The sequence below is a fragment of the Laceyella sediminis genome, assembly GCF_003003125.1.
GTDB lineage: Bacteria > Bacillota > Bacilli > Thermoactinomycetales > Thermoactinomycetaceae > Laceyella > Laceyella tengchongensis.
The window spans coordinates 1-23,871 of the sequence record NZ_PVTZ01000019.1 but is presented as its reverse complement, the minus strand read 5'-3'; the positions used below and the strand labels follow the sequence as shown (position 1 = coordinate 23,871).

20 protein-coding genes are annotated in these 23,871 nt (G+C 46.9%); 6 read left to right on the top strand and 14 right to left on the bottom strand.

Annotated features, from left to right (window positions below):
- Positions 1 to 752: 752 nt before the first annotated feature.
- Complete coding sequence (locus CLV36_RS16065) at positions 753 to 2,615, bottom strand: clostripain-related cysteine peptidase (RefSeq protein ID WP_106343334.1); 1,863 nt, start codon at positions 2,613 to 2,615, stop codon at positions 753 to 755.
- A gap of 265 nt (positions 2,616 to 2,880) precedes the next feature.
- On the opposite strand from CLV36_RS16065, the gene CLV36_RS16060 reads away from it, so the two are divergent.
- Complete coding sequence (locus CLV36_RS16060) at positions 2,881 to 3,585, top strand: response regulator transcription factor (RefSeq protein ID WP_022735719.1); 705 nt, start codon at positions 2,881 to 2,883, stop codon at positions 3,583 to 3,585.
- 47 nt (positions 3,586 to 3,632) lie between these two features.
- Complete coding sequence (locus CLV36_RS16055) at positions 3,633 to 5,639, top strand: sensor histidine kinase (RefSeq protein ID WP_181353113.1); 2,007 nt, start codon at positions 3,633 to 3,635, stop codon at positions 5,637 to 5,639.
- Positions 5,640 to 5,826: 187 nt separating this feature from the next.
- Here CLV36_RS16055 and CLV36_RS16050 read toward each other — a convergent pair whose 3' ends face one another.
- From CLV36_RS16050 to CLV36_RS16030, 5 genes are all read right to left on the bottom strand, one after another.
- Positions 5,827 to 7,374 (bottom strand): DHA2 family efflux MFS transporter permease subunit, encoded by a 1,548-nt coding sequence (locus CLV36_RS16050; RefSeq protein WP_106343331.1) that lies wholly within the window; start codon positions 7,372 to 7,374, stop codon positions 5,827 to 5,829.
- A 32-nt stretch (positions 7,375 to 7,406) separates the two neighbouring features.
- A complete protein-coding gene (locus tag CLV36_RS16045; RefSeq protein WP_245888394.1) occupies positions 7,407 to 8,018 on the bottom strand; it encodes a biotin/lipoyl-containing protein in 612 nt (203 codons plus the stop codon).
- Between the two features lie 49 nt (positions 8,019 to 8,067).
- Positions 8,068 to 8,697 (bottom strand): efflux RND transporter periplasmic adaptor subunit, encoded by a 630-nt coding sequence (locus CLV36_RS16040; RefSeq protein ID WP_106343330.1) that lies wholly within the window; start codon positions 8,695 to 8,697, stop codon positions 8,068 to 8,070.
- Entirely contained in the window at positions 8,694 to 9,161 is a 468-nt protein-coding gene (locus CLV36_RS16035; protein ID WP_022735724.1) for a MarR family winged helix-turn-helix transcriptional regulator, read from the bottom strand. Before CLV36_RS16035 ends, CLV36_RS16040 begins: the two co-directional genes overlap by 4 nt.
- 259 nt (positions 9,162 to 9,420) lie before the next feature.
- Positions 9,421 to 10,326 (bottom strand): glycerophosphodiester phosphodiesterase, encoded by a 906-nt coding sequence (locus CLV36_RS16030; RefSeq protein ID WP_106343329.1) that lies wholly within the window; start codon positions 10,324 to 10,326, stop codon positions 9,421 to 9,423.
- A gap of 296 nt (positions 10,327 to 10,622) precedes the next feature.
- Between CLV36_RS16030 and CLV36_RS16025 the strand changes: the two genes are divergently transcribed.
- Positions 10,623 to 10,832, top strand: coding sequence for a cold-shock protein (locus tag CLV36_RS16025; protein WP_022735726.1), 210 nt, complete (start codon positions 10,623 to 10,625; stop codon positions 10,830 to 10,832).
- A 71-nt stretch (positions 10,833 to 10,903) separates the two neighbouring features.
- Here CLV36_RS16025 and CLV36_RS16020 read toward each other — a convergent pair whose 3' ends face one another.
- A complete protein-coding gene (locus CLV36_RS16020; RefSeq protein ID WP_245888395.1) occupies positions 10,904 to 11,392 on the bottom strand; it encodes a CarD family transcriptional regulator in 489 nt (162 codons plus the stop codon).
- Between the two features lie 259 nt (positions 11,393 to 11,651).
- On the opposite strand from CLV36_RS16020, the gene CLV36_RS17040 reads away from it, so the two are divergent.
- Entirely contained in the window at positions 11,652 to 12,248 is a 597-nt protein-coding gene (locus tag CLV36_RS17040; RefSeq protein ID WP_146130660.1) for a hypothetical protein, read from the top strand.
- A gap of 100 nt (positions 12,249 to 12,348) precedes the next feature.
- Here CLV36_RS17040 and CLV36_RS16010 read toward each other — a convergent pair whose 3' ends face one another.
- Both CLV36_RS16010 and CLV36_RS16005 read right to left on the bottom strand, forming a co-directional pair.
- Positions 12,349 to 13,626, bottom strand: a complete 1,278-nt coding sequence (locus CLV36_RS16010; protein ID WP_106343326.1) for an amidase domain-containing protein — start codon at positions 13,624 to 13,626, stop codon at positions 12,349 to 12,351.
- A gap of 296 nt (positions 13,627 to 13,922) precedes the next feature.
- Entirely contained in the window at positions 13,923 to 14,141 is a 219-nt protein-coding gene (locus CLV36_RS16005; protein ID WP_106343325.1) for a hypothetical protein, read from the bottom strand.
- 108 nt (positions 14,142 to 14,249) lie between these two features.
- Between CLV36_RS16005 and CLV36_RS16000 the strand changes: the two genes are divergently transcribed.
- Both CLV36_RS16000 and CLV36_RS15995 read left to right on the top strand, forming a co-directional pair.
- Positions 14,250 to 17,768, top strand: coding sequence for an efflux RND transporter permease subunit (locus CLV36_RS16000; protein ID WP_106343324.1), 3,519 nt, complete (start codon positions 14,250 to 14,252; stop codon positions 17,766 to 17,768).
- A 250-nt stretch (positions 17,769 to 18,018) separates the two neighbouring features.
- Entirely contained in the window at positions 18,019 to 18,537 is a 519-nt protein-coding gene (locus CLV36_RS15995; protein ID WP_106343323.1) for a DUF1036 domain-containing protein, read from the top strand.
- 267 nt (positions 18,538 to 18,804) lie between these two features.
- Here CLV36_RS15995 and CLV36_RS15990 read toward each other — a convergent pair whose 3' ends face one another.
- The 5 genes from CLV36_RS15990 to CLV36_RS15970 form a co-directional block, all read right to left on the bottom strand.
- Positions 18,805 to 19,203 (bottom strand): DUF1259 domain-containing protein, encoded by a 399-nt coding sequence (locus CLV36_RS15990; protein ID WP_106343322.1) that lies wholly within the window; start codon positions 19,201 to 19,203, stop codon positions 18,805 to 18,807.
- A gap of 164 nt (positions 19,204 to 19,367) precedes the next feature.
- Positions 19,368 to 19,931 (bottom strand): imm11 family protein, encoded by a 564-nt coding sequence (locus tag CLV36_RS15985; protein WP_022735734.1) that lies wholly within the window; start codon positions 19,929 to 19,931, stop codon positions 19,368 to 19,370.
- Positions 19,932 to 20,114: 183 nt separating this feature from the next.
- Positions 20,115 to 21,683 carry an AHH domain-containing protein gene (locus CLV36_RS15980; protein ID WP_245888393.1) on the bottom strand — a complete coding sequence of 523 codons (1,569 nt, stop codon included), beginning with the start codon at positions 21,681 to 21,683 and terminating at the stop codon, positions 20,115 to 20,117.
- A 219-nt stretch (positions 21,684 to 21,902) separates the two neighbouring features.
- Entirely contained in the window at positions 21,903 to 23,333 is a 1,431-nt protein-coding gene (locus tag CLV36_RS15975) for a S8/S53 family peptidase (protein ID WP_022735735.1), read from the bottom strand.
- Between the two features lie 26 nt (positions 23,334 to 23,359).
- On the bottom strand, positions 23,360 to 23,809 hold the full coding sequence (locus CLV36_RS15970) for an N-acetylmuramoyl-L-alanine amidase family protein (protein ID WP_106343321.1): 450 nt from the start codon (positions 23,807 to 23,809) through the stop codon (positions 23,360 to 23,362).
- Positions 23,810 to 23,871 lie beyond the last annotated feature (62 nt).

Sequence of the window (23,871 nt, the reverse complement as noted above, 5' to 3'; positions counted from 1 at the left end):
TGCCGCCCAAAAAAACCCTCACTACACCCATCTGCATCATGACGCCACGGATACTTAACATCCGTGGCTTTTTCAACATCTGGCTTTGATAAGGAAAAATACACACTTTAAGAAATGAATTTCCATTACTTCAATAAAGCGCCTTGGATAAAATATACTATTGAATAATAAAATTTATTTTTAATTACACACCACTCTTCGAGTGAATACCCACCCCATGACGAACTCATCGCCTTAAATCCATACATTTAAACCCCAACTCTAAAAACCATATAAACCAAGGTTTTTTTCTACTTTAGTTCACTCGCGATGGGTTCGTCTTCAACTTAATCTCCCCATTTCGATGACAAAACTACTAACTTAAAATATCAAAAGTATATTATTTGATAAAATAACTAAATAATATGTATATTTGCATGATTGTTATTTGGTGTTTTATTGTGCTTATTAACCCCGAGAAACGGGCAAATGAGGATGAAAGGTACCGAAAATAATACATTGATACCTTAATAAGGTAAATTAAACAGGAAATATCCATCCATATTTTGGGCAGCAGGAATGAAGGCAACACCCGGTTTCATCTCCTAAGTAGCAAGGGATAGAACGGGCAACGCGCCATGCGTGAGGGACATAGACTCGGACCGATTGCTTAATGTAAAGTCGACTGGGCCACTACCCAGATAACGCGATGATCACTTATAACCATAAAAAAAGCTCCCTGGGGTAGCAGGAAGCTTATCTCCATCGCTCACTTATTTGATTGGCGTCAGATCAGACAAAACCGATTGTTGCGTGTAATCAGTGAGATAAAACCCGTAGGCGTATTTCCCTTTAGGCAATGGCTTGGTCTCCACCTGCAAACCTTGCGCCACAACAAATGTTTTGCCTGCCACCATTTTGGTTTGGGCTGTCTGTTTATCATATTCTGGATACATGAGGGTCAACTTGTCTCCTGATTGGATGGGGGTCAAATTGCGGTCGGCCACGCCTGTTTCCGCGTCAATGCCGTGCCATCCACCCAACACTTCATATGATTGGCCTGATTGGTTAAACAGAACAATCAGCTCCATGTCCTCATCGTTCAATTTGGCGGGAATCGCATAAGTGACATAGTTTCCTTGTTTATTCAACTCTTTCATGGGCACATACTCCCCACCCAGCGTAGGCCAAGCATTCGCCCAGCGCCCACGGATGGTTCCTGATTTGGCATCCAACCCAACATGATCTCCCTGGATCCCCAAAAGGCGCACTTTGTCTTTTGCACCTGACACCGCTTGGCTCAGCACACCCCGCACATCCACAATGGAAGTGGCTTGCTCTTGGTTCACTTTTACTTCCACTGTGGACCCATACCCGGCCGGAGCCACCTCTTTCTTGGCCCGCGAGACAGCGTTGTTAAATTTGATGCCGCTCTTCTTTTTCAACAAGTGGTTGATGTAAGAGACTAAGAACGTCTCATAAGTGGGATTGATGTCATATTTGTCATAAATATTCAGATTGCGTTTGAAATGTGTCTTGTCTTTGGACGGAAAATAGATGGAAATGCCTTTGGCTTTGGCATTGCCCGGACTGTTGAGGTTATGCTTCACCGCATTCTTGACAGCCTTGGCCACCGCAGCCGATTGTTTCGGATACCGCGCGGACAAATTAGCCGCCAGATCGGCTAGGTCAGCCATATCAGAACTGCCCTCTCCTCCCATATCCCCATAGTCCTCAGTGATGTAACGTTGCTTTGCGATCCATTTCACTTGCTCCACTTTCCCAACATCTGCACTCATCGCTTTTACCAAGTCTCTGAACGCAGTGACCACCGGGTTTAGCTTGGCCAAATCAACCACTGATAAAGTGATATCTTCCACCGTCTCTTCTGCTTGCGCCTGCTTTTTAAAGCCATCCAAGATCACTTTTCCCAATCGGTCCCCAGTGATGGAGCCGTTTTTCGCAATGGCATTAACAATGGGAGTATAGTTCCAACCATGGCCCGGTTCCAACTCTTCAGAAGCAACCAAATATTTTCCATACGGCTGTAGCAATTGGCCAATTTCCAAGCTGGCCATCAGGCAGGCATCAAATCCGATCAAGTCGAATTGGACGTTTGTTTTTTTGCGGGCGGTCTCAAATGCCTGTCGCAATTCGTTCAGCCTCAGCGCGTTGTAATTGTGCAATTCATCAGCACCATACCCCTGCACCGCTCCTGAACCGTGGTTCCAAAAGACGATGGCGTACTTTTTAGCTGGATAATTTTTTACGGTCCATGTGATAAAATCGCTCAATGTGCTCGATTTCCCCATGTCCCGATTTTCCAATTTCTTTAAGAGTTGAAGTTTCCCTTTGTTGACTAACCAACGTTGATTGTATTTATTGCTGATCCCCTTTTGTCTCCATTGGTTGGAACCTCCGGTTTCTACGATTACGTTGGTTTTTTGTGTCGATCCGACTTCCATCATTTCCCGCAGATCTTTGCTTGCAAAACCGCTACCACTTTCCAAGTCAGACCCCACCATGTACACCATCAGGGTGTAGTCATCCTTTCCCGCTGCATCCGCTTGTTGCGGCACAGGCGATAACGCGGTTGAAATCAAGATCAAGCTCAACGCCCAGCCGATAAACCGCACCAGGCTTCCCTCCCATATCTATCTAAATGCGGGCTTTTTGCCCTCCTTGCGTTACCAACCCATTATATTCATTAGTTATTACAAAACTTTTTCTAATGCTTATAGAAACTGTTGTATAAAAAGGGAAACATACCATTAATGATTGAATATCCGATTCTGCTCCGGTACCATGAGGAAAGAAACAAACTTTAATGACTCGGCAAACCTCTTTGTCCAATTTTCTGAAATTAATTGTCCAATCACGGTTTACAGGAGGTGGAAACAAATGGCGACAATATTGATAGTGGAAGATGAAAGCGATTTGTCCCATCTGATCGCCCGGCATTTGCATCTGGATATGCATGACACCCTCATTGCCTCCGATGGTCAAGCGGGAATGGAGTTGTGGCAGAAGAAACAGCCTGATTTAGTGATTTTGGATTGGAACCTGCCTGATATGGAAGGAGTGGAGATCTGCCGGAAAATGCGTGAGTCTTCGGTCGTTCCCGTGATCATGCTCACCGCGCGGGGGCATGAGATGGAGCGAATTTGGGGGCTGGATGTCGGAGCGGATGATTATATGACAAAACCGTTTAGCATGGGGGAACTACGGGCAAGGGTGCGGTCTTTGTTGCGGCGGATGGCCATGATGCACCAACCAGGAACCTCTCCCATCCACACGCCGCAGAAATTGGACTATGGGTTCATCCAACTTGATCCGGAAAAAAGAGAAGTATCCATCGATCAACGTCTGCTTGATCTCACTCCTAAAGAATACGAGCTCCTCTACCTTTTCCTCAAGCATCCAGGACGTGTGTTCAGCCGCAAGTACTTGTTGGAGAAAGTGTGGGACATTACATATGAGGGATTCGACCGCACCGTCGACACGCACATTTCTCGTCTGCGAAGCAAATTGAAACCTTACTCTGCTTCATTACAAACGGTATGGGGAACCGGGTATAAATTCGTTGCCGACAAAAACGATTCTTGATCCAAGGAATGACCAGAGACGCAAACAGCCCGAAGGGAGGGAACCCTTTGCAGCCGAGAGGATTTAAAACAGCCACGGTCAAGCGCACGCTGATCGAAGCTTTTTGCCCTTTTATTTTGCTTTATCTCATTTTAATCATATGGAATATCGATACGCTGAACGAATTGGCTATTGTCTATGTACTGACGTTCATACCTGAATTATGGATGAGCATGTGGCCTGCTTACCGCCTGCGGAGTGGGGGCAGAGGGCTGGACGGCGCGCGGAAATGGTTGAACTTCCTCTTGCCCTACTTGGGAATGGTCATCGTCACCGAATGGATCATGGAACAGCTGTTGGCCCGCTCCTCCATCTACCGGCAGTACTCCGAGTTGCTCTACCAACACCAGGAGCCGCTTGAAGATATTCTATTTGTGTTGTTTTTAGCATTTGCTATGTTTCTTACATTTCGACTCTTATTCCTATTGCTCAATCGGCTGTGGCAATGGGCTTCCAACCGCTTAGTCAGACAGATGACCTTGTCTCACATTTCGTTATTCTTGTTTCTGGTCATCCTGTTGATCTGCGTGGTTCTGTTCTACATCCTTTCTTTTTTCATTCCACAAGTGGTCCGCGGCGAGCAAGAAACGGAAAAAATGGCAGCCATGGCAGCACCCATGATGAGTTCAACTCGCTTAATCGCCCAACTCCCCGAGTGGATCAAGCACGTTCCGGAAACCGCTTGGGATCAGGTGATCTTCAAGTACACCACGTACAAACTGGAACGGCACTGGCGAATTTACGACAGGCAAGGCCGATTGTTGGCCTCAAACTGCCACCACAAGCCATCCAAAGAACCGGCAGTTCCGCCTGTTTCCGATGAAGAAAAGCAATTTGTGAAGCAAATTGTGCGCAAAGGGAAGATGGACAGCATTCCCATCAAAAGCGGGAGCATACATATGACCGGAGCACCCGTGCGCGGCGATAAAGGAACCATCGTCGGCGTGGTGTGCCAAATCATTAAGTTTGACGATTTCTTTTATGTGGACACAGTAGTATTGGTCATGTCTCTCTTTTTATTGCTCTCCATTCCATTGATCTTGTTGACGATCGGCGTCGCTTTTCTGCTTGCGCTGCCCTTCGCCTATCTGCGTGCCAAACCGCTTACACTCCGCATCGGCGAGGTGGCGTTGGCGGCACACGCTTGGTCTACCGGCAAATTATCAGCCCGGATCAAAGACCAGCAACAAGACGAATTAGGCGTGTTAAGCCAGCAACTTAATCAAGTGGCCGCCAGTCTGGAAGAAACGACGAACCATTTGGCAAAAGAGAAACGGCAAGTGGAAAATTTATTGATGGGGAAACGGGAATTTGTAGCTGATGTCTCCCATGAATTGCGGAATCCCATTGCCATCCTGCTCGGCTACTTGGAGCTACTGGATCAGCAACCGGAAGGGGATGAGCCGGTGGACATCGCCCTGTTGAAACGGGAAACCATTCGCCTAAAACAATTAATTGATGAACTGTTTTCTGCTGCAATTCAAGATGACAAACAATCACTGGAATCAACGTTGGAGATCGAAACGTGCGAGATTCCTCCACTCTTAAAGCAACTGCACGCCGGATTTTCCCGTATCGCTTGGCAAAAAAAGAAAATCGCTATGGAATTGGATCTGGGACCAAATCTTCCGCCGATCCAAGCCGATGCCAAGATTCTGGAACAAATCCTGCAAAACCTGTTGCGCAACGCTTTGCGCCACACCCCGGAAGGGGCGATGATCATGCTGACCTGCCAGACAAACGGCTCCGAATTGACGATTGAAGTGATCGATACAGGAAGCGGAATCCCCCAGGAAGATCTTCCTTACATCTTTGAGCGGTATTACCGGGGAAAATCCGGGCGCCACTCACAAGGCGCCGGACTAGGCCTTGCATTGGTCAAAAACATGGTGGAAGCCATGGGGGGCCGAGTGAAAGCGGAAAGCCGCGTGGGAGAGGGGACCGTGATCCGACTCATCTTTCCATTGAAACCGGCAATTGACGAGGATGTAAACACACAAGCCCCCATCCAATAAACGGGTAGGTTTCTTGATTTATGCACATTTTTATAAGCTTTTGTATAACATTTGTAACAAGTTTTATATAAAATTCGTTTGTCTAGAACAGATTCACCCAGACACCTCAGTCAGCCTCTCTTACTGAGACCGCATATTGTAAATGCGGTCTTTCTCTTTATCCACCTCTTACCTTCCGCTGATGTGACTACGTTGCCTTGTGCTGATCTTTCCGCACATCCCTCATGAAAAAGCTCAAAATCATTCCAATCAGAGCAAATCCAGCTGCCCACCAAAAAGCATCGTTGATTCCCATGACCGCCGCCATCTGGTTGGCTTTCCCCACCAAAAGCGAGGCGACTGTTTCCTGAGCTTTAGCGATCGGCAATCCCGTCGCGCTAGCCACTTCACTCGCTTTGTCATAAAAAGCCTGGCTGAACGCCGGGTCCATTCTATTCATTTGCTCGCCCAACTTGCCCAAGTGGAAATGGGTACGCATCGAGAAAATGGTGGTCATCACACTGATCCCCATCGAACCGGCAATTTGCCGAAATGTATTGGACATCGCCGTTCCGTGGCTGTTCAACTGTTGCGGCAACTGATTCAATCCGGCAGTCATGATTGTCATCATCAACAATGACATCCCAAACGAACGCACCATGTTGAGAATCAAAATAAAGGTATAACTCGTCTGCAACGTCAAATGGGTAAATTCATAGGTGGTGACTGTGGTGATGAGCAGTCCCACCACCGCCAGGGGCCGCGGTCCAATCTTATCAAACATCGATCCCGAAATGGGGGACATGACGCCCATGATGATCGCCCCCGGCAACATGAGCAGACCGGATTCCAGGGGTGTGAAGCCGCGCAGATTCTGGAGATAGATCGGCAACAGAAACATCCCTGCGAACATCGCGATCGTCACAATCACACTGATCACCGTAGACAATGTGAACATATCGTATGTGAACACGCGAAAGTCAAGCATAGGTGTTGAGGATTTCAACTGGAACACCACAAACAAAAAGATCGAAAAAGCCCCCACTGCCAGCGATCCCACCACCAGCGGATGATCCCAATCCTTGGTACCGGCTTCGCTCAACCCATACAGCAACAAACCAAATCCGAGTGAAGAAGTAAGCGTTCCCCACAAATCGAAACGCGGTTTTTCCCGCTTGCGGGGATCACGCAACATAAAGGCCGCCAACACGATCACCAGCGTCCCTAAAGGCACCATGCCATTAAACAAAATGCGCCAACTGTAGTGTTCAATCACCCAACCGGACAATGTGGGGCCCACCGCGGGGGCGAACATCATCCCCAGACCGAAAATCCCCATACCTTTCCCCCGTGCTTCGGGAGGAAAGACAGACAAGATAATCACCATGACCAGCGGCATCAAAATCCCTCCGCCCACGGCCTGGATCAAACGCCCTAGCAACATGGTCGAAAAGTTGGGGGCAATCCCGCACAACAGCGCACCTCCAGTGAAAAATACCATGGCTGCCAAAAACAGGACGCGAACTCCAAAGCGCTCAATCAAATACGCGGACAAGGGAACCAAAATCCCATTGACCAGCATATATCCGGTTAACAACCATTGCGCCGTCGTCGCTTCTACATGAAACTCATTGATCAAATGCGGGATCGCCACATTGAGCAGGGTTTGGTTCAACACTGCCAAAAACATCCCCAACATCAGCACCGACAACAAAGGGATATGTTGGGCAATTCCTGATTTGTTTTTTTCTTCCATCATTTCCCTCCTTTCTGCATCGTTTGGCCATATCACTTATGAATGCGAATTGTCGCACTTAAGCCTGGAACTAACGAATCCGGATACCGCTCCATCTCGATCTTCACCGGAATCCGCTGTACCACTTTGGTGTAGTCACCACTGGCCGATTGTTGCGGCATCAAAGAAAACAGCGAATTGGTCGCTTTCCCAATTTGCACGACTTTCCCGTCGATTTCCGTTTCCTTTTCGGCATCGACTACAATATCTACTTCTTGCCCAATCTGTATATCATTGATCTCTGTTTCTTCAATATTGGCTTGAATATACAGTTGACCCAAATCAACGACTTGAGCCATCACTTGACCCGGGGCTACCATTTGTCCATCGATTCCTTTGTTTTGCACAATCGTGCCTGCAATCGGAGAAACAATCTCCGTCGCCCGATTCCCTACCATTACATTGCCTAACACTTGCCCTTTTGTGACTTGCTCTCCTTCTTTCCCTTTCCAATTCGCAAGCACGCCACTGGTCGGAGCTGCTACCGATACAATATCTCCCGCTACCCGAGCGTCTTCCGTGTCAATGAAATGGGTGGCGTTATAATAATAGTTGTATCCACCAATGCCCAATGCCACGATCACAATGAAGATTACGGCATTCAATAATAATAATCTCCCGGTTTTCAAACTGTTCACCTTCCGTTTGTAATATTTAAGAGCGCTCCAGCTTGATGCTGGCATTCACGCCTGGTATCAACTTCATTGCCACGGCTTGATCCACCGTGATTTTAACCGGCACGTACTTAACGGATTTTCCTTCGGCTTGCTCTGATCTACTGGCCGAATCGTCGCCAGCCTTTTTGCCGATTTCTGCGACGCGGCCGGTCATTGTATGTCCTCTGTCAGAGGCTAATTTGATCTCCACGGATTGCCCTAGGCGGATGCCAGTCACATCTTTTTCATCCACATAGGCCAACACATGGGTTTGGGACAAATCTGCCACCACTGCCAGGGGACGGCCAGCTGGCACCACTTGCCCCGGCACAGCATGCGTCAGCAACACCACACCAGAAATAGGTGAGGTGATAGGCGTGGCGGCAACGCCCGGTTGGGTCGCTTCTTGCATGCCCAGCTGGGCACCGCGCTCCACCCGATCCCCAGTGTGAACCGTCCACTCCGTCAGCTTGCCAACCGCCGGCGGCACCACGGAAACGGTATCCGTCCACACTTGCGCACGATCGGTAATCACATACCGCGCTTGCTGTTGAAAGTAATACCCCCCGCCGCCAAACGCCACAAGCACAAAAGTCCATATAACCAAATGGATCGTCAGGCGTTTCATCTCACTGTTACTCCCTTGTCTATGGTTTTGCTTAGTATCTTCACAAACCGGCTCAACTTCTCAGTCAACAGGAAGATATCATCCAACTCCGCATGAGGCCACATCTGACGCAACATTTGGACCTCCCTTTCCTCCAGCGCTTCTAAGCACTTTAGGCAAGCCGGGCTCAATTGAACCCGTACCACCCGCCGGTCTTTTTGATCCCGCTCGCGACACAACAATCCCCTATCCTCCAGCCGGTCAACAATTTCGCTAAGTGAGCTGTTGGGCATATCCAACCTTCGACTCACTTGGCCCAACGGCTGGGGACCATCTCGCTTCAACAGATGAATGATCTTCGCTTGCAACATGGTGAGGCCCATCTCTTTATATTGACATTGCAATATCTGATGATAAAGATAAAGGCCATCTCGATACAGTTGCACCAGTCTTAGCAGGTGCTCCCCGATCTTCCCATCGTCCATCGGTTTCCACCCTCTAAATAATCATTAGGCTTATTAATACTTCGTCTCACGAATGATTTATATACTAAAATAGATTACTGCTATTTTCAAGAATAAAATGCGAACAAATTTTTACATTTGGGAACGATCCCTCCATCAAAAAAACCGCCATAACGGCGGTTTAATCCTGTATTGGAGTGGCCCGAAAGCTGATTTTAATCCAAAAGGCATCGACGGCTTTGTTCTACCAATTTTAAAGGGAAAGTGGCTTTATTGGACTTTAGTCTTTCTGCACTTCGCATAACACCCGATGTAGGCGGTCTGGATAGTTGGTGAACATGCCCGTGACGCCCCAACGAATCAACTTCTTCATTTCCGACGGTTCATTCACTGTATAGGGATGGATTTCCAAGCCGGCCTGCCGCCCCTTGCTTACGTAGGCTTGGTCAATTTTGTCGTAGTTTGGTCCCACGCCTACCGCGTACCGTTTGATATTTTTAATCTCTTCATCAGTGATTTGCGCCGTGCCCGCCGTTTCGTACCAGAGCAATTGAACCAACGGAATTCGCGGATTGAGCTGATGCACTTTCAACAGGCTTTCCTGACTAAACGACTGAATAATCACCTTGTTCGTACGCCCGCGCCCGTTTATGAGTCCTGTCTGTTTGAGCACTCGGAGCAACTCCTCTTCCATTCCTGGATATACTTCCGGCGCTTTTGTTTCAATATAATACCGTGCGTTGCGGCCGAACCGATGAATCACTTCCTCCAAAGTAGGCACTTTCAATCCAACATAAGCGGGATTGGCCAAGGCGGGGTATTTTTCATTGAACCAAGATCCCGCATCCAGCTTTTTAATTTCCGCCAGAGTCATATCCTTAACCCAGCCGGTGCCGTTGGTCGTGCGGTCCACCGTTTCATCATGCATCGCAATGAGATGGCCGTCCTTGGTCATCTGCAAGTCAATTTCAATATAATCGCCTTTCATTTTCTGGCCCAAGGCATATGCGGGAATCGTATGTTCCGGAGCATACCCGGACGCTCCCCGATGCGCAATGTTTAAGATTGAATCCGATGGATTGGGCTTCTTTGTCCTGGCTTGCCCCTCCAAAGGGAGTGCGCTGATCAGGCCGACTGTCAACACTGCAATGACACCGCATTTCAGCCATCGTTTCACTTTGCTCATCTCCTTTTCGCATCCCGGGATAACCCCCGTTCTCTCTTCCCATTGTCCATCATCCCGACTTTCATCGGGAAAATTCCGTATTTGATTTTTGTAAACATTTTATATAAAAAGACCGAATATTCCGTTTTATGCACCCGAACCAATTATCTAACCAAGGGAACGCTGTAGATTGGTAATAATTCTCGGGTTAATCGTTTTTCATCAGGAGATACTTATATTAAACATGCGATGATGGAAAGACCCTAAGACATGGAGATTTCATCATCCGCAGGATTGTTTTTGGGAGGGTTATTCATATGGGTAAAACAACTGGCACAGTAAAATGGTTTAATGCTGAAAAGGGATATGGGTTCATCGAGGTTCCCGGAAATGATGATGTTTTCGTGCATTATTCCGCAATCGAGGGAGAAGGGTTCAAAACGTTAGATGAAGGCCAGCGCGTCAGCTTCAACATCGTCGAAAACGACCAAGGACGGATGCAAGCTGCCAACGTAGAGAAATTATAAAAATTCCTCCTTCTCATCCATGGTTCAAAGCTGTTGGCGCTTTAGCTAACAGCTTTTCCCATCATTCTTGATCAACAGCTGACCATTTGTTCCAACAACGCATTGGCTTCATCTTCTGTGATCCCCTTCACCAACATCATCTCGCTGATGAAGATTTGCCTTGCTTGATCCAACACTGCTTTTTCACCGCGGCTCAATGTTTTGGTCAGGCTACGTGAAGCCAATTCGCAAATCACTTCCACCCCGTCATGAATATTGCCTGTTTTGATTTTATCCAAGAACACACGATGCCGATGATTCCACTGGGTGGATGGGTCGGAATCCGGTTTTGCTGCATTGCGCAAAATATCATCCAGTTCGCATGCATCGACAACAGCTCGGATACCCAATTCCTCTGCTTTCTCCACCGGAATCATCACTTGCATGCTTCCTGTCGTGATCTTGAGCACGTAGTAATTTTGCTTCACGCCCAAAATCTCTTTTTCTTCAATTGCTTCAATCACACCTGCGCCATGCATCGGATACATGATTTTGTCACCAACCTGAAACAATGCAACCACCCCCAATTCAACGCTATGATTAATCATAGCACATCTGAGGGTCATTTACAAATAAATATAATATTTTACTACGATGATTAGTTTCAAGTCAATAAGATGTGCCCGTTTTGTTTGTTAATCGTCATTTAACAAAAGAACCGCTCTTACCTGACCGCCAATAAGATAACGATATTGTTAAACATAAGGAACAGGATTGGAATAGCATCGCAATTATGCTACCATGTGATGGCGTAAAGACCATCTGAAGGAGCTTGTTCGCATGGACAATCATTCGAGAAAGCGTAGCCATTTGCTGTCGCCCCATCGTAAACCCATCAAGCACACCCTTTTGGAAAGCCATTACATAGAGAAACAAAAGGAAGACCCCGCCACAAAAAGGCAGAATCCTCGTATAACTCAGTTTGTTTTGGTAGCGGTCTTTTCCTTGTCCCTCGTCGGCGCCGTTTGCTGGATCATGCTTCCCCAGGACAAACGGACTTCCGCCACTGCTTACCAACAGTCACCCTCTCCAACAGGGATGTTCACTTCTCGGAGCAAACCGAACATCTCAATAGAGCTTGACGAACAGCAATCATCCAAACCACATAAGTTAGTAGCCATTGCTGGCAATGCCAACAACCAGCCTCCACCGAAGCAACAGGCAACAACGGCGGCCAGTCCCCTTCCCTCTGCGGACAATACACCGGATGCGGATGCGCCCTCGTCATCTACAACACCTGACACACCGGCGGAACTGCCCAAACCACAGGAACCATCCACGCCGACCACGCCCCAGCCAGACGATCCGCCATCTGCCGGAGACAATCCCCCTGCTTGCCGTCCTTCTATTTGGAATTTGTTCTGGTGTGGAGACTGACACATCACAACCTAAAAACGATCGGCCCTGTTAATCAGGACCGATCGTCATATGGTTGAACATCTTTGTTAAGACAATCTTGCAACATCAATGTTGTCATTTATTTCAAATTAGCTGTGCTCATCTTCCATGCATATACATCATACCCGGCTCTCAGCCAAGGAGACAGAGGAGCATCTTTTTTATCGCTGGTATGCTGGGTGATATAGACTTCCCACATTCCGACTTTGGTAACAATGGCCGAATGCTCGATGTCGCCGTCATGGTCAAAGTCGACATTGACCACATCCCCCACCGACAAGTCTTTCCAACTTTTCACCTCTTGTGCTCTCTCCTTGAAGTGCTTGTAGAAACTGTTGGCTACTCCCCAAGCGTATGAAGGTTTTGTATCGCTGTAATACCAATAGGTGCCGTTTCTTCTCTCCTGAATGCCGCCGGCTTTGATCGCTTGTGACACAAAATTGGTGCAATCTGCCCAACAATTATAACAACCGCCGCTCACCCGGGAATAATAATTGTATTGTTCATTGTTACGCTTGTTCCACCATTGGTAAGCATAATCCCTAGCCTTAATTGGATCATACTGGTTACCGGGCTTGGGTTGTTGCGGCACTGGCTGATTAGGTTGCCCCGGTTTAGGCTCTTGCGGCACCGGCTGATTAGGTTGCCCCGGTTTAGGCTCCTGTTGCACCGGTTTGCCAGGTTGTTCTTCTTTGGGTTGTTGTGGTCCCGGGTTTTCTAGGCCACCTTGTCCCGGCTTGTCTTTCGACGGCGGAGGCCCTTGCAACTTTTGCCCCGGCTTAATGGGGGTCACAGCGTCCAACAGCGCCTTGTCTTCTTGGGTCAGCGACACACCCATGTTGACCTTTTCCTTCATTTGCTTAATGATTTCATTCTTTTTGCTATTCTCATAGGCGTCCACTTTTTTAGCATAGTCAATCACCGCTTTCGCTTCGTCCGGGGTGAGAGACTGGATGTTCGTGGCCGCCGCCACTACCATCTCACGGAACTTGCTGTTGTTCACGTCCGGCTTCACATTGACTTTATGCTGTTTAGCCACACGGTCGATGGCTGCCAACGCTTTTTGCTCAGCCGCCGGCTTTTGCTTATTTGCTTTCTGATAATAGCTCACTTTCTCCAAATGCTTTAGGTCATTCTTGTTTGGTTGGGTCTTTTGGCTCACGGGTGCACTTTTCTTAGCCACCTCTTGCGACGCCGTTTCTACTACATCTACTGGGCTCAACTCGGTTTCATTCGACTGGGCGGTTTTGGCCGCTGGTTGTTTTTTGGTCTCCTGGCCCTGTTGCGCATCAGTCGATGAACATCCGCTGGCTATCAATGCAAGAATCATCATGGAAGAAATCATGATTCTGTTCACGGTGTTCCCTTCCTTCTAAGGTGTGATGAAATCATAACTTTAGAATATGATAAGTCGCGCTATGATAGGGAGTCGTTTTCAAAATTGTTTTCGAATGTTTTTATTTTTTTAGCAAAAGATTTGAGAAATAGATATTGACAAACCGATTTCTCCAAGATGAGAAACGGTGGGTGTGGCGCCCCTTCGGCCCCTGCCCGAAAGCTTCCTTTCAAAAGTGTAAGATGACTGTAATATTAAACAATGGTTCACCTGTTCTGTTCATGCTAATCTAAAATACGAAAGAAATAAAATTCTTTTTATAAAGCAAACTTACCGAAACAACCCTCTTTCGGCAAGGTGGTATTTTTGTAAAATACAACAAAATGGGTAAATTTATAAATCAGACGGTTTGATTTGGTCTGATTGGTGGTATGAGAGTTTATACCTTTTGCTGTTATCCGCCGGTTTGGTCCACCCCACCGCAACTCAATCCACGGTGATACCCTCCCACCGGTAGCAAGGCCCTTTTCCAACATAAAACATTTCCCTCCCAACAACGCAAATGGGCCGTGTGACCGTTTGCGCACATAACCTGCGTAATCTTAAAGAGGCTACTGGCCGTTCAACATAAAGGAGAGAATGATGTGCGTATTGTGGATGGACTGACCCAGTTTTCGTTACGCAACGCAGCCATGGTTTTTTTGCTGGTTGTTCTCATCACCGCTGGCGGCGTCTACACTGCGACCCAATTGAAAATGGAATCGATGCCCGACATTGACATCCCGGTCATCGCTGCTGTCACCGGCTATCCCGGCGCATCCCCGCAAGAAGTGGACGAAAAGGTGACCAAGCCGATTGAGCAAGCTTTGCAGGAACTGGAAGGTGTCAAAAAAGTCACTTCCATGTCTTCTGACAGCGTGTCCATGGTTGCGGTCGAATACAGTTTTAACACCGATTTGAATCAAGCCAAACAAGAGATGCAGAACGCCATCGAACAGACGCGCCTGCCCAAAGAAACGACCCCGACCAGCTTCAATCGCTTCGGCTTTAACTCCAAACCGTTCATGATTTTGAGCGTAACCAGCAAAACCCAATCCATCACCGAATTGGAACAATGGGTCAAACAAACCATGACACCGGCCCTCAAACGCATTAAAGAGGTTGGTAAAGCGGAAATCCAAGGGCAAAGCTCCAAAGCGGTCTACGTCCGCTTAAAGCAAGACCAGCTCAAAAAGTACAACTTGTCTGTGCAACAAGTGCAACAAGCATTGCAAGGAAACAACGTGACCATTCCCGTCGGCGATGTGCATGCGGAAGACGTCATCCGCCCTGTGCAAATCGACCAGAAAATCACTTCCGTGGAACAATTGAAAAACCTGCGCATCCCTCTATATCCCAACCCGCAGGAAAACCTCCAGAAATCAATGAAACAAATCGATCAGGGATTTCAGGGATTGGGGCAATCGGTCGGACAATTGGGCCAAGGATTAGGGCAAGTGGGCCAAGGCCTTGGACTGCTTCAGGCTCAAATGCAACTGATGCAAGCCGCCCAACAGTTGCAAGCCAAATTATTGGCTGATCAACTGGCGTTAAACGCCGCCCAGCTCTGGCTCAAACAACATCCTGAAGACGAGAAGGCAAAAGCCACCGTCGCCACATTGAAGCCAAAAGTCGACGCGGAGACCAAAGCGCTGAAAAAAATGAACGACAAGCTGAAGCAACTGCAAAACCGCATGCCGAAACCCGAACGGCCCGCGGGCAAACTTCAGCCGGGCAAAGGACAGGCCACTCCTGCTCAGACGGCCGCTCCTTCCCAACCACAAAGTCTCAAAACCATCAAACTTTCACAAATCGCCAGCGTGACGGAATCGATTGAAGATGCACCGCTGATCACGCGTGTCAACGGAAAACCCTCCGTCAACATCGAACTGCTTAAAAACCCTGATGGGAACATCGTCGATGCAGCTAACAAGGTGAAAGAAAAAACAGCCTCTCTCATGAAGCAGCACCCTGGCTTGGCGATCTCCGTCTTACTCGACCAATCGGTGATGGTCAAGCTTTCGATTCACACCATCATTCGCGAGGGACTCTTGGGATCCTTGTTTGCCATGCTTGTGATTTTGTTGTTTCTACGCAACCTACGTACCGTGGTGATTTCCATCGTCTCCATTCCGCTGTCCATTATGGCGACACTGATTTTCCTGGACCAAGCGGATCTCACCCTAAACGTGATGACTCTGGGGGGACTCGCTGTCGCCATCGGCAGGATCGTGGATGATAGCCTGGTCGTCATCGAAAACATTCACCGCCATCTATTGCGGTCAAATAAAGAGACAGTCTCTCTCATCCAAACGGCGACCAAAGAAGTGGCCTCAGCCATCACCTCGTCGACATTCACCACTGTCGTCGTCTTTATTCCGCTGGGGTTCATCGACGGCATGGTCGGCAAGCTGTTCACTCCCTTCGCTTTGACCATTGTCTTCTCTCTCTTGTGTTCGTTGGTGGTTTCCATCACGGTTGTGCCGCTGATGGCCAAATATCTGCTCAATGGGGAGAAGCGATCGCGCCGACGCCGAAAAAAAAGCCAAGTGGTGCTGTTTTACCAAGCGAGCCTGGATTGGGCCTTCCAGCATAAAGCCGTCATCCTCATCTCCGCTGCTGCTTTACTTGCGGCCAGCTTGTGCTTGATCCCCATTGTGGGCACCAGCTTCATTCCGGCAGATCAAAACCGAACCTTGCAAGTGAAGCTGACATTGCCTCCTGGCACATCCCTGTCCGCGACCAACCAGAAGGCCAAAGAGATTGAAAGCCAGCTAAAGTCGCATTCCGAAGTACAAGTGGTGTCAGCTTCGATCGGCAATCTAAACAGTCCGATGGCGGGAGATACCAATCACATCTCCCTGCTCGTCAGCCTTCGCCCTGACACAGACACAAACGCTATGGTCGAACGCATCCGGCAAAGGCTCCAGCGGCACAAAGGAAACGCCGAGCTTCAAGTGCTAGAACTTAAAAGCCTTGGCCCCTCTACCAATCAGATCACCAGTGTGGTGAAGGGGGAGCGGATCTCTGACATCCAAGCCGTGGCAGCTGAATTAACCCAACGTATGAAACAGATGAAAGGGTTGACCAATGTTTCCAACAATCTGAGCGAACAAAAAAAATTGTTGAACGTGGATATCAACCAACAAAAGGCTTCCAGCGAGGGCTTGACCGCTAGTCAAGTAGCGATGTCTGTGCGCGCCTTGCTAAAAGCGGACAAAGTGAACGAAATCACACAAGGCAACCAGTCGTTGGAGATTCGGTTGGGCCTAGAAAAACCACAAATCAATCTCGTGCAGAAGTTGAAAGATCTACAATTATTGAGTCCATCTGGCAGAATGGTTAAACTCGGGTCCATCGCCACGGTCAAAGAAATCAATGGGCCTCTCAAAATCCAAAAAGAAAACGGCCAACAGTACGCCACCATCTCTGGGGACGCCGTCACGCAAGACACTGGCGCTCTCTCTGCAGAGTTGCGCAACATCATCAACGGAATGAAATTGCCGCCCGGAGTGGAAGTGACCATTGGCGGCGACGCCCAACAAATGAGTGATAGTTTCCAACAGATCGGCATCGCCATCGCTGGCGCGACCCTCCTTGTTTATTTGGTCATGCTGGCCACCTTTAAGGAAGCGACAACCCCGTTCACTATCCTTTTCTCCCTTCCGTTCGCGGTGATCGGCGGGCTTGTCGGCTTATGGATCGCCGGTTTGCCCATCAGTGTGGCCGCTCTGATCGGTGCCTTGATGCTAATCGGGATTGTCGTTACCAATGCGATCGTGTTGCTTGATCGGGTTCATCAACAGATGGCAGACGGCTTGGAACTGGAAGACGCGTTGCTGGAAGCCGCAGGCACTCGCTTGCGCCCAATCATGATGACGGCTTGCGCCACCGTGTTTGCCTTGATTCCGGCCGGATTGGGGATTGGCGAAGGAAATGCGATCACCCAAGGCTTGTCTGTTGTGGTCATTGGAGGGCTGATTTCCTCCACTCTGCTCACGCTGTACATCGTCCCCATCATGTACCTGCTGCTTTCAAAGATCGGACGGCGCAACCCTGCCAAGCAAAACTCACCGCTAAACTCAAGCCTGCCGAGTGCGCAGCCGATGAACACAACCTCATAATGCGCAGGCGAATGAAGAACTTCAACGCAAAAGGAGCTTCCGACAACGGACAGCTCCTTTTTTCATGCAAGCTGACACATATGAAAAGAGGCGATAACATCTTTCAACGATGAGTGCTACTGGAGGAGAACCGGGCACCTGCCATTTCTTTTATTAATCAAGCCTCTCGCGGGTGAGCCGTCCAATACCCCTTTTCATCTTATTCATATAATGATCTGAGTGCTGAAATCATTGACAAGGGAGTGAGACGATGGGTCTTTTATTTCGCAACAGCACCAACTCAACCGTGTATGTGGCCTACGCCTATCAAAATTCAGACTGCCGGCCTATCACCTATGCGAAGATTGGCTGGTTTCGGTTGGACCCGGGACAACTCAGAGAAGTGTGGAGCGGATTCGCCGGGGGCCGCACCTTCTTTTACTACGCTGAGAGTGACAGACTGGTGTGGACTGGTCCATACTTCACCCAAGTCCCCTTTCAAGCTTTCCATTGGTGTTGGAACGTAGGGTGCACCACCTGCAGAAATGTAGGGATGAACCGGGTCGATGTCGGCAATTTTGTCTTCAACCACACAGTAAACCTGATCGGAATCGGCAGTAGCCAACGTAAATCATCGGAAAATGTAACGATCGCCTTGCCCACAAACCCAACAAACAAAAAGCCCGTGCCGCGGCAAATGCCCACAACCATGCCCAAAAAACTGAGAAAGGGTTGCCCAGTATTAAAAAACCGCGTCACTTTTCCGCTGAAGGTCCGCAGACAAACCTGATGTCGGATCAGGCTAATTGCAAAAAAAAGGGTTCCGCAGTCGCGGAACCCTTTTTACATCGTTCCATTCATCCAACACATCACGCCCCCCACTCCCCAAGGGCATTTCTTATCACATAAAACAGCCATTCAAACAGCTACTATCAAATAAAAATAAAAGCGCTATAAAGATTGCGACATGCGCTTCTTACTGCGCTTTTTGGAGATAAAACATCTTATGCTAACAATCATGTACACAGGAGATAACGGCTGTGAAAATGCCGCATTCCTATCTTTCCAGCACTCGGAACGCTTCTCTCACCTTTCTCGCGAAATCGAGCGGGCGATCAACCGATTCCCAATGGATATACATCAAGCGCGGATCGTCAAATAACCAATGGTTGTGCACTGCTGTCACGATGAGGCCCCGCTTGCGCAGCTCGGTAATGAACGGGTTGATCTCTCTCTGCAAGATAACCGTCTCCCCCAAGTTTAGCGCCCTTCCTCTACTGTCCAGCCCTTCAAAGGAAAAGAGCGCCGCAATGGCCAATGGGGAACGCGTCCGACGCCCCAAAATCGTGGGTGACAGATTGCGCAAACGGGTGACCACGCAAACCCCGTTTACAATCTCCCCCGTCCCTCCCAGAATTTTAGCAAACCGATCACATAACGTTTTACTGCGTGCCATAACGATTCCTCCTTTCAATCTAAATCCATCTCACTGTATGCCAGCGAAAACCAGGAGGAAACGGCAAGAAACCAAACGTCACCCGATTTCGGTAAAATAAAAAAGGGCTCCGAATTGCGGAACCCTTTCAGCTCGCCCCAACTTATTGGACAACATTTAAAAAACTATTTTTCTGAATCCCACACTTCTATAAACTCAAATCCAACCAGGCGATTGGCTTCAACGACATGTTTAAATTCGTCAGATACAAACACAACTGGATGAACTTGATCACCTAGATATACTTGAAAAATATGTTCCCCTTTTACTTTTTCCTTGCTAAAGGCATATTTCTCAAAGTCAATTAGTCGACCTGATTCTGTGGTTTCGACGATAGCTTTCTCATAATCAACGGCATCAATTGCATGTAGTACATGAATCAACCAATAACTATCTTCAGGATGAACCAAAGGTAATGCTTCTACTTTCTCTTTTACTAAGTCCTCTAAAACACCTAACGCCCTTTCGCTAAATACAAGTGCAAAACTGCATCCCCAAAATGGTGGACAATCACTTTTCCTTTTTCCTTCCTCAATACTATATACTTCGACAGGCTGCCAAAATTCAAACATCGGCTCCACTTCAAAAAATCTTTTATCAAAATACTTATTATAATCTTGCTCAAAATGAACTAGTTGAAGAGATTGGAAATCCTCATTTAATAAGCTCTGTAATTGCCAAACCTTCATGATACACCTCCATAGAATAGACTACATTATTTTTTCGTTGGGCTAGTTTAACGATAATGAACCATCTAGGGTGTGTCTGGCAAATCAAGTTGGTGGGAAGAAGCGGCGGAAAAACCTTTTCTCGAGGAGCGCCTCGCCAAGCGTGAAGCGAATGAGAAAATGGTTTTGGAGCCGCTGTCCTATTCAACAGACACGCCCTAATAGTTTTGCTCTAATTTGATTTATCTCTTTAACTGCATCCGATGTTGTTCCACCTTTTAATTTTACTAACCTTAATCGTTGCGTTACATATCGAATATAATTTTGTCCATGATTTCCACGATGCAGAGCTTCATCCCCAACATACTTTCCTTGTGGATGGTTATTGTCAACGTAAGGCAAAAACACACCATTTGCTGCAGAGTTTTCGTTTATGCCAAATTCCTTCAATAACTGTTGAGCTTCACGCGCTCTTGGATCATTCCATGGGATAATATGATGCGCAGCATTCGGATAAGGGGGAGCTTCAACACCAGCCTTCTTGAGCTCTTCACGTAATATAACGGATGCCTGCGTGCCTTCTTTATAATTACCCGTCAACTGAGTCCGGTTACTAACCAGGATAGAATACCCTTGAGCGGAATTTACTTTTGCTCCACTGCTATTGCTTATTTTACTGGTTTCCCCACCGCTACCCCGGTCAACTTGAGCATACAAGCACTCAATAATGTTTTCATTACCAAATCTAATCAGCGCAAAGTATTGAGGCGTTTGTTTAAACGCAAAACATTTGTCCACGTTTTTAATAACTGGTTTAACTTTCGACACAACCGGGCCTGCATGTTTTTCAATCGTAGCAGTAGCTTTATTAATAAGCGGTTGAACCAGTGGATAGGTGCCAGAGGCAAAACCGACCAATGTGGCTCCTGCTAAACCAGAGAGAACAGCTCGTTTCCAGTTCAACTCTTTCCCTCTTAACCTATCATCCACTCCACTGGTAATGGCTCCTTCTGCTACTGTCATTGCCCCCATTTTGCTAAAGAGCCCACCAACCATACGTTGGACAAAAGCTGGAGCTTTGCCAAGAATCTGCTTCCCACCACTAATGATTGGTCCTAAGAACCGCGATCCTGTAATAGCAGTCCCCAGTCCTGGTGCAAACTTCGTTAAGCCAGAAAAAAATGCACCCGCTGCTCCACCGCCGATTGCACCAGCCGCACCACCAATGGCCGCTCCCAACATCACCGTCTTGTCCACTTTGCCGCCATTAAGTAATGCGCCGAAACCAAGTGAAAGACCCCAGTTCGCCAACAGCATGAGTCCCAATGGTTCCATCCCAGGAATAAGTAGAAGACCCACTCCAGCAATAATCACCCCAGCTGAAGCAACCGCCTCTTTATTTTCCTTCACCCATTGCCATGCGCTGTCAAAAGCGTTGGTTGTATTATTCCATAGAGACTGAGTAACTTCCCCCAAATCTTTGTTTTTTACGTTTTCCCATACTTCAGATAATCCTTGTTTGAACTTGTTTTTTAATGATTGATAACCCGATATTAGATCGTTTATCCACTCTGGCTTTCCAAAAAGATCGTCCTTTCGTTCCTCAAGTGATTGTTCTTTAGGACTTTCATCAACTGAGGCAACCATGTTTTGTCCTGTGAGCACTTGCATGATCTTATCCTTTAGTGATCCTTGCACTTCTGCAAAGGCCATCACTTGGTTTAACAATAAAGCCAGTGCAACACCACAGGCGATTACGATGATATATTCCATCGTTGGCGACCCTTTACGACTCTGTAGAACCTTGGCCATTCTACTTAAGAATCTTTTCAAAAAGCGTTCACCTTCCAAATGATGATTTGTGTACAATCCTATTCTATGTCAACCGGAAATAGCAGGAAATAGATTGGATTATAAAAAATTTTGAATTAGCGAAAATTAATATAAAACATAAAAAGCAACGGAGATTCCGTTGCTTGCAATAAACCAATATTAAAACGATACTTCCGACGAGTTAATACTTTGTTTATACCAATCCAACACAGGTGCAACAATAGATGTCATGATTTTCGGATCGGGATCAGGTGAAATTTCCATCTCAGGTGCATCTGGATAAAATTTTCTCAAAAACAGATTTATACATATCCAAATATCAATTGTTCTATACTCTACAAGAGACATCCACTTATCCAACTCTTCCTTTGTTGTTGTACTGAGTAGTGAATATGCCCACACTTCCCTTACACCGCACTCACTTGATTCTTTGTGTACCTTACTCCAATATTTTTCTCTCTCTAACTGGTCAACGGGGTCTCCTAAACCCTGTATAGCCACTTTTTTTACCATTGGAGACTCATCATTTGTATGTCTCCATATTTCATCCCTTGTTAGCTTTTCTTTTTTGATCAACATTGTTAAGGACAAAGCCCTCTCCAATGGATTTTTGGATAGAATAGATTGATTTTCATCGGTTACCTTTACTAACGGCTCTGTAGATGGCGGTTTACTATTCCGGTAACCCTCTTTTAATAATTGAATGGCCTTATCTCCATTTACAATTGGAGCTGGAAAATCCTCTATAACGTCCCCTACCTCTGTTAACGCATTTCGTATATCATTTGGAGTAAGCTCTGGCATGATGGACATAAGGTATGCACACAAACCAGCAACCACGGTGGAAGCACCACAAGTACCTCCAAAGTAATTCAATCCTTCTCCCGTTAAACTAGGTAAAGGTAAGTATGTATAGGGGGCGAGTAGATCAGGCCTCCAATAACCATCGCCGTTTAAACCATACGATGCTGAAGGATGTTGTTCATACCTGCTTTTTTCATTCACTCCTTTATCGTTAAATCCACCAACTACAAAAAACGAATTAGGATGTAAATTGTTAAGGGCTTTGGAATTTCCCCCAGCCGCAACAACTAACAGCCCAGCATCTAAAGCTGGTTGCATAGCCTGCACATCTATATCTTGATTCGTTGGAGACATCCAACCAAATGGTTGTGGAACCCACAAATTTAATAAAATCCTAGCATTCCAGTCTTGATCCAATATCCATTCTAAACCTGCCTTTATTCGATCTGGTTTGCTTGTAGGAAGGAAAATAAAGTTTGCCGATGGTGCTAAGCCTGAATACAAATTCCCTTTGAATTCCAATGATTGATGGGCTAGAAGGCTAAGAACCATTAATCCATGTTCAGTATCTCTCGTTACTTTTTCTGTTAATGGCTCCTCAAACACATCCGAACAGGTAATGGTAAGATCTTTATGGACTTTGACCTGCTTTACCCTACCTTTTAAATGGTGTAAGGAAATATGGGGAACAATATAATCCAAAATAATAATCCCAATTCCCTTTCCTGAATTTTCTTCAAGCGGTTCCCTAAGTCCGATTCTTTTCCAAGTGGGTTCAACGATCATCGTTTGATCCACTCCCATAGTAAATTTTAATAACCATGATGTCTAAGCCAAAGTTCTAAGCCGAAAGTTTTCAATATTATTCCAAGTCCATTATTAAAGCCATATTTAAATCGTTCAACAGCATCTTGCAACACGTCTTTCTTAATCCATCCGAAGTCAGCTGCACGAGATGTTTGAATGATTTCATTTACAAACCGAGCCTCTTGGTAAAATCCCTTACGAAAGATTTCTGTGAAGAAACTATTATCCGGCTTCATTATAATCTCTCTAGGTATTGTATTTTGAAGCCCTTCTCTGATACACCTTTTTTTATGGCTCATCTCTAGCTTTGCAAAAGACGGTAATGAAAATACAAACTCGATCAGCCGTGCTTCCACCAACTCTGCCAATTGCAACGCAACATCTGCCTCCCTAAGTCCAAAACCAACTGCACCCGTGTCTGGGCCACCATGCCCAGGATCAATGACTACTTTCATCTTTATCCTTCTCCTTTCCTTTTCCGTAAGATCTCAATTCCTTTCTGAAGCTGTGGAGGGAT